The sequence below is a fragment of the Qipengyuania nanhaisediminis genome, assembly GCF_900115585.1.
In the GTDB taxonomy this organism is placed as follows: domain Bacteria; phylum Pseudomonadota; class Alphaproteobacteria; order Sphingomonadales; family Sphingomonadaceae; genus Qipengyuania; species Qipengyuania nanhaisediminis.
In genome coordinates, this window is sequence record NZ_FOWZ01000003.1 from 271,814 (window position 1) to 284,801 (window position 12,988).

A 12,988-nucleotide genomic window follows, 5' to 3' on the forward strand; every position below is an offset into this window, starting at 1 on the left:
AAGCGCGCCGATTATTCGGGAGCGAGCACCTGTTCCCATAGCTCGATCTTCACGCCGTCGGGGTCGAGCAGCCAGGCGAACTTGCCGTAACCCTCGTCGACGCTTTCCAGCACGTCGACACCCTTGTCCTTGAGCTGCGCGACGAAGGTATCGAGATCATCGACGCGCAGGTTTATCATGAAGCTACCGCGCCCCGGCTTGAGATACTGGTCGTCCTTGAAATGACTGATCAGGGAATAGGGTTTGTCACCCGTCTCCTCGCTCCAGTTTAGCTGCGGTCCGTAATCGCCGTCGATGCCCAGCGTTTCGCGATACCAGGCGCGGGTCGCTTCCGGGTCCTTCACCACGTAAAAGACGCCGCCCAATCCCGTGATCTTGGCCATGTGGGCCTCCTCTCAATAGCCGCTCGCCTGTCCGTCTTTGCGCATTTCGGTAGCCCCGGTCAGCACGCCTGTTTCGGGATCGCGTGCGATGGCCTGGTAACCGCCGAACATGATGCCGTTCGAGACGACTTCGACCTTGTGGCCCATCTCGCGCAATGCTTCGACGGTTGCGGCCGGAATGCCCGGTTCGACGTATAGCGTGCCGAGCGGGTCGGCAGAGGGGCCTTCCAGCGCTTCTGTCGGCTGCCTTCCGCCGTCATGGTTGAGCCGTGCGGCATCGCCTGCCTCCTGCAGGTTCATGCCGTAGTCCACGATGTTGACCAGCACCTGCACATGCCCTTGCGGCTGCATGCCGCCACCCATCAGGCCGAGCGTCATGTACGGCTTTCCGTCCTTCTTCACGAAAGCAGGGATGATGGTGTGGAAGGGGCGCTTGCCCGGCTCATAGGCGTTGGGATGGGCCGGATCGAGGCTGAACAGCTCGCCCCGGTCCTGGAACATAAAGCCGGTGCCGGGCGCTACGAGCCCGCCGCCCATGCCGCGATAGTTCGACTGGATCAGGCTGACCATCATGCCATTGCCATCGACCACGGTGAGATATGTGGTGTCGCCTTCGCCCTCCAGTTTCGGCTCGCCAGGACCGAATTCCGGCACGGCACGCGCCGGATCGATGAGGGCGAAACGTTCGCGTCCATATTCTTCGCTCAGCAATTCCGCGGGAAGGCGCGCGAAGTCGGGATCGGCATAGAAGCGGGCGACATCGGCATAGGCCAGCCGCTTGGCTTCGGTGATGTAATGCAGGACTTCGGGGCTTCCGCGTTCCCATTGCGAGAGGTCGACGTTCTTGAGGATGTTGACCATCTGGAGCGCAGCGAAGCCCTGGCTGTTGGGCGGCAATTCGCACAGCTCGTACCCGTCCTTGTAGAGCGCACAGGCGGGGTCCACCCACTCGCTTTCGTGGCTGGCGAAATCCTCGCGCGTGAACGCGCTGCCCTGCGCTTGGAGGTAGGCGACCATCACATCTGTCAGCTCGCCGTCGTAGAAGGCATCGCGGCCATCGCGCCCGATGGTCTCCAGCGTATTGGCAAGGTCAGGATTGCGGAACATCTCGCCGGCCTCGGGTGCCGTCCTGTCGGAGAACCAGACCTTGCGGGCGTTGTCGAATTCGAAGGGATAGGCCTCTTGCCGGGCACTATAGGCGCGCAGCGAGCGGTCGAGATACATGGCGATGACCGGCGCGATCGGGTGACCTTCGCGGGCATAGGAAACGGTCGGGGCCAGCACGTCGCTCATGGGCAGCTTGCCGAATTTGCCGTGCATGGCGAACCATGCATCGACCGTGCCGGGAATGGTGATGGGCAGCGGGCCGACCGGCGGCAGGCTGTCCGCGCCATCGAGCTTTTCGAGCAGCTGGTCGAGCGTCTGCCCCTTGGGCGAGCGGCCCGAGCCATTGATGCCGTGCAGCTTCCCGCTCGCCGGATCGTAGACGATGGCGAACAGGTCGCCCCCGATGCCGTTTCCGGTAGGCTCCATCAGGCCGAGCGCGGCATTGGCCGCAATCGCGGCGTCGACTGCGCTGCCGCCGGCCTTGAGGATGTCGAGCGCGATCTGCGTTGCCAGCGGATGCGCCGTCGCGGCCATGCCGTTCTGCGCAATCACGGGGCTGCGCGACCAGTTGGCGCCGACCGGCCTGCCGCCGGCGCCGACCTGCTGTTCCACGGCGCGTTCTTCGGTCTGTTCCTGGGCGGTCGACGGGACCGCGATCAACGCCAGTGCCGCGGCTCCTGCCAGTATCGCTCGCATTTCACTCTCCTGTTTCTTTGGAGAGCGGTGTGGAGCGCCTTTGTCAGGCTTGCAAGGGGCCTGCCGACTTTGCGGTCGCCTTGCTGACCAGCCAGATCGCAATCCACGCGGCGATGAAGCCCGGTACGATCTCGTACAGGCCACCGTCGAAGCCGGGCAGGGCGGAATTCCAGCCCAGCGCGATCCACGCCATCACGACAGCGGCACCCGTCACCAGTCCGGCTACCGCACCCGCTCCGGTCATGCGGTCCCAGGTCAGCGACAGGATAATCAGCGGGCCGAAGGCCGCGCCGAATCCGGCCCATGCGTTGGACACGAGGCCCAGCACCTGGCTGTCGGGATCGCTGGCGATCCAGATGGCGGCCAGCGCGACCAATGCGACGCAGATACGGCCGACATTGACGCTCTCGCGCTCGCTCGCCTGCTTGCGGAAGAACAGCTTGTAGAAGTCTTCCGTCAGCGAGGACGAAGCCACCAGCAATTGCGAGCTGATCGTCGACATGATCGCGGCCAAGAGGGCCGCCAGCAGGAAGCCGGTAATCAGCGGATGGAACAGCAGGTTCGCAAGGACGATGAAGATCGTCTCGGGGTCGTCCACCACGATGCCGTTACGTTCTGCAAAGGCACGTCCGGCGATGCCGATACCGATGGAGCCGAGCAGGGCCACGCCCATCCACGTCATCCCGATATTGCGCGCGGTCTTCACCTTGGCGACGGTGTCGATGGCCATGAAACGCACGATGATATGCGGCTGGCCGAAATAGCCGAGGCCCCAAGTCACCGCGCTGATGAAGCCGAGCGCCGTAAGGCCCTGCGTCAGGCTGAGGAAGCCGGGGACATCCACCTCCGTAAGCGATCCGCCCGCGCTGCCACCTTCGCCGAACATCACGACCAGCGGCATGATAACGAGGGCAGTGACCATGATGAGCCCCTGCACGAAGTCGGTCAGGCTGACCGCGAGGAAACCGCCGACCATCGTGTAGGCCAGCACGACCAGCGCCGTGATCCAGATGCCGAGCATGTAGTCGCTCATGCCTGCGTCAGGCAGCAATCCGGCAAAGCTCGTCTCGAACAGCTTACCGCCGCCGACCAGGCCCGCAGCGGTATAGACCGCGAAGAACACCACGACGATCAGGGCGGAGACGACCCTGAGGGCGACCGCCTTGTCGGGAAAGCGGTTGGCGAGAAATTCGGGGATCGTCAGCGCATTGCCCAGCTCTTCGGTCTGCTTGCGCAGGCGCGGGGCAACCACGATCCAGTTGAACAGCGCACCTACGAAGAGACCGATGCCGATCCACGCCTCCACAAGACCCGCCTCATAGAGCGCGCCGGGAAGGCCGAGCAGCAGCCAGCCGCTCATGTCGCTAGCCCCTGCGGAGAGCGCAGCGACCGAGGGGGGAAGGTTGCGACCGGCGAGGAGATAGCCCTCGCTGGTATCGGTAGAGCGGCGCCAGGCCCACAGGCCGATGCCGATCATGAGGACGAAATAGAGCGTAAGGGAGATGAGTGTTCCGGTTTGCATGCGCGCGCTGGTAACAAATGCAACCTGCTTTGGCCAATCCTGCATTTTCGGCACTGTCAGACTGCAGGGAGAGTATGCTGTCCAGTGTATTTAATGGGACCAAATAATATATATTTCGGGAACGTAGGTGGCGACCGGCGGTTCGACTGTTGGAACTACTCAAGGGTCGAATTTATGAAACATTTTATTAGCTTAGCAGCCGCTTCGGCGGCCTTTATGGCTGCGCCTGCAGCAGCTCAGGAAGTGACAACGGACACGTACGACGGGTTCTATATCGGTGCCACGCTTGGCGGCGATTTCATCGACGGCGCGCGCGATGATCGGTTGGTTTTCGATACCGACGGGAACGGCGGTTTCGGAGACTCTGTCCGCACGGTTACGGGCGCGGATGCTTTCTCTCCCGGCTTCTGCTCGGGAATTGCAAACGGCAGCCGAAGTGCCACGGGCTGCGGCGATGACGATGGCGCTCTGGGATATTCGGTGCGTCTGGGCTTCGATAAACGCGTCGGTAACTCGTCGCTCGTCGCTGGTTTCCTGGTCGAGGGCGAAATGTCGAATGCGACCGACTACACGACCGGTTTCAGCACAACTCCGGCCAGCTACACCTTCGCCAGGGAACTGGACAAATCGATCGCGCTACGTGGGCGCATCGGGGCTTCGCCGGGTGACGGACGCGGTCTTATCTACGCCACGGGCGGCTTCGCCTATGGCCAGATCGACGACGAATTCATCACGACCAATGGCGTGAACAGCTTCGATGTCGTAAACGGTGACAAGTGGCAGTTCGGCGCGCAATTCGGTGGCGGCGCCGAGGTTATGGTTGCCGGAGGCGTCACTTTCGGTGTCGAGTACCTTTATTCCAGCTACGACGATGACGATGCTTTCGTGGCAGTTGGCCAGGGAACCGCCCCGGCTACCAACCCATTCGTCCTGCGCAATGGGGGCACCGACCTGAAAACCAATGCGGGTGACTTCGACAAACACTCGGTGAGGGCAACGATCGGCTACCGCTTCTAAAGTTGGAGCCCACGGAATCAGACAGGGCCGCTTCGATGGAAGCGGCCCTTTCTTTTTATCAGCCCTGAGCGGCGCGCTTGGCGCGCTTGCGCTCGTGCGGGTCCAGGATGGCCTTGCGAAGGCGGATGTTCTCCGGCGTCACTTCGACCATTTCATCGTCGTCGATGTAGGCAATGGCCTGTTCCAGCGTCATGACGCGCGGCGGGGTAAGGCGGATGGCGTCGTCCTTGCCGGTCGAACGGAAGTTCGTCAGCTGCTTCGACTTCATCGGGTTCACTTCCAGATCGTCGGGCTTGGCGTTTTCGCCGATGATCATGCCTTCGTAGATCTTGGCGCCGCCGCTGATGAACAGCTCGCCGCGGTCTTCCAGTGCGTTGAGCGCATAGGGGACGGCTTCACCCGGGACCATCGAAATAAGCACGCCGTTCTGGCGGCCTTCGATCTGCCCGCGATAGGTGTCGTACTTCTCGAACAGGCGGTTCATGATTCCCGTCCCGCGCGTGTCGGACAGAAATTCGCCGTGGTAGCCGATCAGGCCGCGCGACGGGGCGGAGAAGGTGATGCGGGTCTTGCCCTGGCCCGAGGGACGCATTTCGGTCAGCTCGGCCTTGCGGCGTTGCATCTTCTCGACGACCGTACCGGAGTGTTCGTCGTCGACGTCGATGACGACAGTTTCGAACGGCTCCATGCGCTGGCCGTTCTCTTCACGGAAAAGGACGCGCGGGCGGCTGATGCCGAGCTCGAAGCCTTCGCGGCGCATCGTTTCGATGAGCACGCCCAGCTGCAATTCGCCGCGGCCTGCCACTTCGAAGCTGTCCTTGTCGGCGCTTTCGGTGATGCGGATGGCGACGTTGGTTTCCGCCTCGCGATACAGACGGTCGCGGATCATGCGGCTCGTCACCTTGCTGCCTTCACGGCCGGCCAGCGGGCTGTCGTTGACCGAGAACTGCATGGCGAGCGTCGGCGGATCGATCGGCTGCGCTTCGATCGGCTCCTTGACCGAAGGATCGGCGATGGTGTTCGAGACGGTCGCCTTTTCCAGGCCGGCAAGCGCGATGATGTCGCCCGCCTGTGCGCTGTCGACCGGAACGCGGTCGAGGCCATCGAAGCTAAGCAGTTTCGTAGCGCGACCGACTTCGATGACATTGCCATCGGCATCGAGCGCGTGGATCGGGTCGTTGAGATTGATCTTGCCCGACTGGACACGGCCGGTCAGCACGCGGCCCATGAAGTTGTCGCGGTCGAGGAGGGTGGCGAGGAAGCTGAACGGTGCCTCGGTGTCGAGACCCGGAGCCGGCACATGGTCGACGATGAGCTTGAACAGCGGTTCGAGGTCGCCTTCACGCGCATTCTCGTCTTCGCTGGCATAGCCGTCGCGGCCCGAAGCCCAGAGCGACGGGAAGTCGAGCTGTTCATCGGTCGCATCGAGGCTGGCGAACAGGTCGAATACCTCGTCGAGCACTTCCTGCGGGCGCGCATCCGAACGGTCGATCTTGTTGACGACGACAATGGGGCGCAGGCCCAGGCCAAGCGCCTTGCCGGTGACGAACTTGGTCTGCGGCATCGGGCCTTCGGCGCTGTCCACCAGCAGGATCACGCCATCGACCATGCTCAGGATACGCTCGACCTCGGCGCCGAAATCGGCGTGGCCAGGCGTGTCGACGATGTTGATGCGCGTGCCGTTCTTCTCGACGCTCGTGCACTTGGCAAGGATCGTGATCCCGCGCTCTTTTTCCAGGTCGTTGGAATCCATCGCGCGCTCTTCGACGCGCTGGTTCTCGCGGAAGGTGCCGGACTGGCGGAAGAGCTGGTCGACCAGCGTGGTCTTGCCGTGGTCGACGTGGGCGATGATCGCCACGTTGCGTAGGTCGCGGGACATGATTTTGCTTTCGTAAGGGTATCGGAGCGGCTGGCGCGGATTCGGCTCGGCCAATTCGTGCGCGCCCCTAGCTTAGATGCTGCAATGCGGCAAGCATTTGAGAGTGTGACTCAAACAGCACACCCGTTCTCACGCACGCGAACCGGAGCGCTAAATGCTTGTATGGAAACGACTGGCACAATAATTCGGCAACCAGCCTGCGTGACTGTGGGGACTACGCAGCCGACCAAATTGTGGTTTTGAGAGAGGATTATTCATGAATTTCAATCGTTTCGGCCGGAAAACGGCCGTTCGTACCGCCCTGCTGGCCGGTGCCGCAGCCATTACGCTGCCGAGCGCTGCCATCGCGCAGGACCAGGATGCCGCCGATTCCGACGAGGAAATGGCAATCGAATTCGATGACCAGCCGATGGGCAATGTCATCGTCGTTACCGCGACCAAGCGCGAACAGACCCTGCAGGAAGTCCCCGTTGCAGTCAGCGTCACCAGCGCTGAAACGATCGAGCGCGCGCAGATCCGCGATATCTCGGACCTCGCGACCGTCGTTCCCTCGCTTCGCGTGAGCCAGCTGCAGAGCGCTTTCGCCACCAGCTACTCCATCCGTGGCTTCGGTACGGACGGTAACAACATCGGCCTCGAACCGTCGGTCGCGATGTTCGTCGACGGCGTTTATCGCAGCCGTGCGGTCTCGCAGATTTCCGACCTTCCCGACATCCAGCGCGTCGAAGTTCTGCGCGGCCCGCAGTCGACCCTGTTCGGCAAGAACGCCAGCGCCGGTGTGATCTCGATCGTGACGAAGGAACCCGAATTCGAGTTCAGCGGCATGGTCGAAGCCAGCTACGGCAATTACGACGCCAAGGTCGTGAAGGGCTATGTAACCGGACCGATCAGCGACTCGATCGCTTTCAGCGCGGGTGCAGGCTGGAACAACCGTGACGGCTTCCTGACGAACGGTTTCAATGGCGAAGACATCAACGACCGCAACCGCTGGTTCACCCGCGGTCAGCTGTTGTTCGACAATGGCGGTGCCTTCAAGGCTCGCATCATCGGTGACTACGACAAGATCGAAGAGCGTTGCTGCGGCGTCGTAAACGTTCGTCCCTCGGCCGAAATCGGCGCGATCCAGCTGATCGGCGGACAGGTCAACGATTTCCGTAACAATCCCGATGGCGATGTGGTCTTCACCGATGTCGACCCGATCAACGAAATCGAAAACTACGGCATCTCGGGCCATCTCGATTACGAGATCGGCGCGCTGACGCTGACTTCGATCACCTCGTACCGCGAAACCTCGCTGATGGCCGACCAGGACGTCGACTTCACGAGCCTCGACGCGGTGACGGGCGCCAACATCGGCGATGCGGCGATCGATACCTTCACGCAGGAACTGCGGATTTCGTCCGACTTCGACGGACCGCTGAACTTCCTGCTCGGCGGTTACTATTTCGACGAAACCGTCGACACGTCGGACCAGCTCGTCTTCGGTGACGGCTTCCGCCCCTATGCCAACCTGCTGCTGCAGGGCGCGACCGGCGGGACCCAGAACGTAAACACGCTGGAAGCCACGCTCTCCGCTCTGAACGGTACGGATTACACCGGACAATTCTTCGCGGAAGGACAGGGCTTCTTCAACAACATCGTCCAGGACAACGAAGCTTACTCGATCTTCGGTAACGTCGACTTCGAAATCATCGACAGCCTCGTCCTGACGCTGGGTGCGAACTATACCAAGGACAAGAAGCAGATCGTCACCAACTCGACGAGCACGGACGTGTTCTCGAACATCGATCTGGTCGGTTCGGGCAACCGCGCCATCTTCGCGCAGGGCCTTGCCACCCAGGTTGGCACGATCCTCGGCCTCGGCCGTCCGGCTACGCAGGCAGAAATCGGCGCATTCGCCGGCGGTAACCCGGCTGCATTCCAGCAGGTTTCGGCAGGCGTTCAGGCCTTCGCCGATGCGAACGACACCAACCCGGCCGTCAATCCGTTGCTGGCGCTGACCCCGTTCCAGTTCCTGCCGCCGCTGCAGAACTGCCCGAACCCGGTTGAAACCTGCAGCACCAACGACGACGACTGGAGCTGGAACGTTCGCCTGGCGTACGAAATCTCGCCGACGCTGAACGTCTATGCAAGCTGGGCAACCGGCTACAAGGCACCCAGCTTCAACCTGTCGCGTGACAGCCGTCCGCTCCCGGGCGACTTCGCACAGCTCCAGGCCCAGGGTATTGCAGTCACGAACCTGCGTCCCGGGACCCGTTTCGCAGAAGCCGAGAATTCGGAAGTCTTCGAAATCGGTATCAAGGGCAACTGGGCCTATGCTGGCGCGAACCTGACCGTGTTCCAGCAGACGATCGACGATTTCCAGGCGAATACGTTCACCGGAACGTCGTTCATCCTGTCGAACGCAGGCAAACAGGAAACGTTCGGTATCGAGTTCGACGGTTACGTCCGTCCGGCTGACTCGCTGACGCTGAACGTCGCGATGACCTATCTCGACCCGATCTACGACAGCTTCGAGAATTCGCCGGTTGGCGATCTTTCGGGTGTCCAGGTTGCCGGCGTGCCCGAACTCTCGGCAGTGTTCGGCGCGACCTGGGACAAGGAAATCAACGACGCAGGCGATCGTATCATCCTGCGCGGCGATTTCTCCTACCAGTCGCAGGTCCAGGTGCTTAACGGCCTGACCAACTACATCGTGGTCGACCCGGCAACGGGCGAACGCGATTTCGGCCCGGCTCGCGATGCAGCACTGCCGTTCACCCGCGAAGTGAACAGCCTCAACGCCTCGCTCACCTACGCCTTCGACATGGGTCTGGAGCTCACGGTGTGGGGTCGCAACCTGCTCGACGATCGTTACATCTCGACGATCTTCCCGTCGGTTGCGCAGGGCCAGGCCATCTCGGGCTACCCGAACCAGCCGCGCACCTATGGTGTGGCAGCGAAGTTCAAGTTCTGATCGCAAGTTCGACAGAACCGGCACAAGGAGAAGGGGGCTTTCGGGCCCCCTTTTTCGTGCCGTTCATAGATCGGGCGCTGGCGGTCCCATTGCGGGACGCGACGATCGATGTCGCAGAAATGAAACCGAAGACGGGTTATAGGGGCTCTTGCGACCCGAGGGTTCGTCCCCTGACTGACCCAGCCTTGATCCCCCGCCTCAGAGCGGGGGATTTTCTTTTACAGCGCCCTCAGGGCCTGTGCAGGCTTGGCCCTCAGCAGGGGTAACGAGCCACCCACGGCAAAGACCAGGACGGTCGCCAGACCAAGCCCCAGCACCAAGAGGACTTCGGTCCAGTCGGGTAGCCAGTCGAATTCGAACAGCTGCGTCACGACGAGCCATGCAGTAAGGCTGCCAAGCCCAAGCGCTACGATAGCGAGCGCACCTGCGAGCAGGGCATATTCGATCAGCTGCATGACCAGCACCTGACGCCTGTCTGCGCCAAGCACGCGTAGGACGACCGTGTCATAGGTCCGCGAGGCACGCGCCGCTGCGATTGCACCTAGCAATACGGCGAGACCGGCAAGTACCGCCACGCTAGCTGCAGCCAGCGTCGCCAGCCCGACCTGTTCGAGGATCGTGCGTGCCTGCTGCAGGACGCCGCCAACCTCGATCACCGAGGTGGAAGGCAATTCGCGCACCAGCGCCTGGAGCAGCGGGCCGGTCGGCGTGCCTTCGGCAAGCTCGACGGTTGCCGCCAGATTGTGCGGCGTGTTCTCCAAGGCATTGGGGCTGAGCACGAAGACGTAATTGAAGCCCATGCTCTCCCAATCGATCCGGCGCAGGCTCGCGATCTCGGTTTCCACCTCGACGCCCAGTACGCCGAAGGTCAGCCGGTCGCCGATGCCCAGGCCGGCCGCCTCTGCGAACTCTTCGTCGATCGAGACCAGTGGGGGGCCATCGTAAGCCGGACCCCACCACTGTCCCTCGGTCAGGCTGTTTCCGGGAGGGACATCGTCCGCGTACGTCAGGCCGCGTTCGCCGCGCAGGGCCCATGCGCCATCGGGGATCTCCTCCAGTTCCGAGGTGCGCGTCATCGCGCCATCCGGCCCGAAGGCGAGCACCGAACCGCGCAGCGCGGGGACCGTGCGTATCGCAGCGTCAGCATCGGTCTGGAGGATCAGTTCGCGAAACCGGTCTTCCTGTTCGCGCGGCACGTCGAGCACGAAATAGTCCGGTGCCTGTGCAGGCACGCGCTTCTCGATATTCCCGTCGATCGAGCTTTGGACTGCAGCCAGGAGAACGAAGGATGCGAGACCGAAGCCCAGCGCAGTGACCAGTGCTCCGGTGCTCGACCCGGGGCGATGGATATTAGCCAGGGCCGTGCGGGCGATCGGGCTGGCTGGTCGCGGAAGTGCAGCGGCGATTTTGCGGATTGCCCAGCCGAGCAGGGCGAGAAGGGCGAGGACGACCGCCGCGCCCAGCAGGAACCCGCCGGAAAGCAGCGGCTGGCTGGCGGTTATCAGCGCCAGGCCGTTGATGGCGGCAAGGCCTGCAATCACTACGAACAATGCTGAACGATCGCGAGCCAGCGGTGCGATGTTGGAGCGCATCAGTGCCATGGCAGGGAAATGCCGCGCCCTCATGAGCGGTGGGGCTGCAAAAACCAGCGCAACGAGTAGCCCGTAAGCAGTTGCGAGGAGCAAAGCTCCGGGATCGATAACGAAGCCCGTATCGACCGGCAGAAGTCCCTCCAGCGCTGCCGCCAGGAGCGGCACGACGGCTACGCCGACGGCAAGCCCGGCAAGACTGCCCACAGCGGCAGCTGCGAAGATCTGCAGGGCGTAGATGCGCGCTATATCCCGGCTGGTCGCGCCCAGAATCTTCAGGGTAGCGACGGATTGCCGGCGGGCATCGAGATAGGACGAAACGCCACCACCGATGCCGATCCCCGCGATGACGAGCGCGGCAAGGCCGACGAGAATAAGGAATTCGCTCATCCGGCTGACGAACCTGTCGGTGCCGGGCGCCGCGCGTTCCGCCGTGTCGATATCGAACCCGGCCTCTGGGAAACGCTCTTCGAGATCCTCTTCCGCCGCCTCCAGGTCGCGTGGCGTGTCGAAGGCGACTCGCGTCTTGCTCTGGTACATGGCGCCCGGGGCCAGCAGTCCGGCCCGCTGAGGAACGTCTTCGGCCACGATGATGGTCGGGCCGAGTTGGAAGCCTTCGCCCAGCCTGTCCGGCTCATCTTCGATGATTCCGGCAACCTGCAGGGTCTTGGTGCCGATCAGGAAGCTGTCGCCCGTCTCAAGGCCCAGCCGGTCGGCAGCACCGGGGGCAATATAGGCATCGTTGCCCGAAGGCGCGGTAACTTTGCGTCCGCCTTCCAAAACCAGTTCGCCATATAAGGGGTAAAGCTCGTCGACGGCCTTGAGCTCTATCGGCGCGGCAGTGTCGTCCTTGCGCGCCATGGCTTGCAGGCGTGTCCCCGCCGACACCGTGCCGAGCTCTTCGAGAGCCGCGCGCTCCTCTTCGCTGAGTGAGCGCTGCCACAGTTCGACCTGCAGATCGCCGCCGAGGAATTGTTGTCCGTTCGCAGCCAGCTCGCGCTCGATCGCGGCGGTCAGTGTGCCGATCGCGGCGAGGGCTGCCGTGCCGAGGAAAATACACACCAGCAGCAGGCGCAGGCCCTTGAAGCGGGCATTGAGATCGCGCCGTGCGATCCGCCAGGCGGTCGACCAGCTCATGCGGCGGTATCGCTCGCAATGCGTCCGTCACCCAGCGTCACGACACGTCCGCAGTGATCGGCAAGTTCGGGGTCGTGCGTGATGACCAGCAGCGTCGCACCGGTCTCCGCGCGTCGGGCGAAAAGCAGTTCGACGATTTCGTGGCCGGTAGCCGCATCAAGGTTGCCTGTGGGCTCGTCGGCAAAGATGAGGTCGGGGCGCGAGGCAATGGCGCGCGCGATGGCCACGCGCTGCTGCTCGCCGCCGGAAAGCTGTTGCGGGTAGTGATCGAGGCGGTGGCCGAGGCCTACTGCTTCCAATTCCGCCTTCGCGCGCGCCTGCGCGTCGCTTTCGCCTGCCAGTTCCATCGGCGTCGCCACGTTTTCAAGCGCAGTCATGGTCGGAAGGAGGTGAAATGCCTGAAGCACGATGCCGATGCGGCCGCGGCGCGCACGGGCAAGGTCGTCCTCGTCCATTGCGGCGAAATCCTGCCCCGCAACGCTTAGCGTACCGCTCGTTGCGCGTTCCAGCCCCGACAGCACCGCCATGAGCGAACTCTTGCCCGAACCCGAGGGGCCGAGCAGCGCGACGGTCTCGCCATGCTTGATGGTGAGATCCAGCCCCTTGAGGATTTCGACGGGGGCCTGGGTGGAGCCGAGGGTGAGGCGCAGGTCGCGAGCGCAAATCGCATCTTGAGAAGTGGTCACGTGGCTGCGATGGCAG

Annotated in this window: 8 protein-coding genes; 2 read left to right on the top strand and 6 right to left on the bottom strand. The window is 62.9% G+C overall.

The genetic code is table 11. From position 1 onward, the window contains the following. Positions 1-11: 11 nt before the first annotated feature. Genes BM173_RS10125 through putP form a run of 3 tightly spaced genes read right to left on the bottom strand, consistent with a single transcriptional unit; the run spans position 12 to position 3,708 of the window. Complete coding sequence (locus tag BM173_RS10125; protein ID WP_090480996.1) at positions 12-383, bottom strand: VOC family protein; 372 nt, start codon at positions 381-383, stop codon at positions 12-14. A gap of 12 nt (positions 384-395) precedes the next feature. Further along, positions 396-2,186, bottom strand: coding sequence for a gamma-glutamyltransferase (ggt, locus tag BM173_RS10130; protein ID WP_090480999.1), 1,791 nt, complete (start codon positions 2,184-2,186; stop codon positions 396-398). Positions 2,187-2,229: 43 nt separating this feature from the next. Beyond that, complete coding sequence (gene putP, locus BM173_RS10135; protein WP_090481002.1) at positions 2,230-3,708, bottom strand: sodium/proline symporter PutP; 1,479 nt, start codon at positions 3,706-3,708, stop codon at positions 2,230-2,232. Between the two features lie 174 nt (positions 3,709-3,882). Here putP and BM173_RS10140 point away from each other — a divergent pair, with 174 nt between their 5' ends. Further along, entirely contained in the window at positions 3,883-4,725 is an 843-nt protein-coding gene (locus tag BM173_RS10140; protein ID WP_090481004.1) for an outer membrane protein, read from the top strand. A gap of 58 nt (positions 4,726-4,783) precedes the next feature. Here the strand turns inward: BM173_RS10140 and typA are convergent, their stop codons facing one another. Beyond that, positions 4,784-6,604, bottom strand: coding sequence for a translational GTPase TypA (typA, locus tag BM173_RS10145; protein WP_090481581.1), 1,821 nt, complete (start codon positions 6,602-6,604; stop codon positions 4,784-4,786). A 256-nt stretch (positions 6,605-6,860) separates the two neighbouring features. Here typA and BM173_RS10150 point away from each other — a divergent pair, with 256 nt between their 5' ends. Beyond that, on the top strand, positions 6,861-9,560 hold the full coding sequence (locus tag BM173_RS10150) for a TonB-dependent receptor (RefSeq protein WP_090481007.1): 2,700 nt from the start codon (positions 6,861-6,863) through the stop codon (positions 9,558-9,560). Positions 9,561-9,778: 218 nt separating this feature from the next. Here BM173_RS10150 and BM173_RS10155 read toward each other — a convergent pair whose 3' ends face one another. After that, positions 9,779-12,286: an ABC transporter permease gene (locus tag BM173_RS10155; RefSeq protein ID WP_090481010.1), complete on the bottom strand. Its 2,508-nt coding sequence runs from the start codon at positions 12,284-12,286 to the stop codon at positions 9,779-9,781. Beyond that, entirely contained in the window at positions 12,283-12,972 is a 690-nt protein-coding gene (locus BM173_RS10160; RefSeq protein WP_090481013.1) for an ABC transporter ATP-binding protein, read from the bottom strand. Before BM173_RS10160 ends, BM173_RS10155 begins: the two co-directional genes overlap by 4 nt. Positions 12,973-12,988 lie beyond the last annotated feature (16 nt).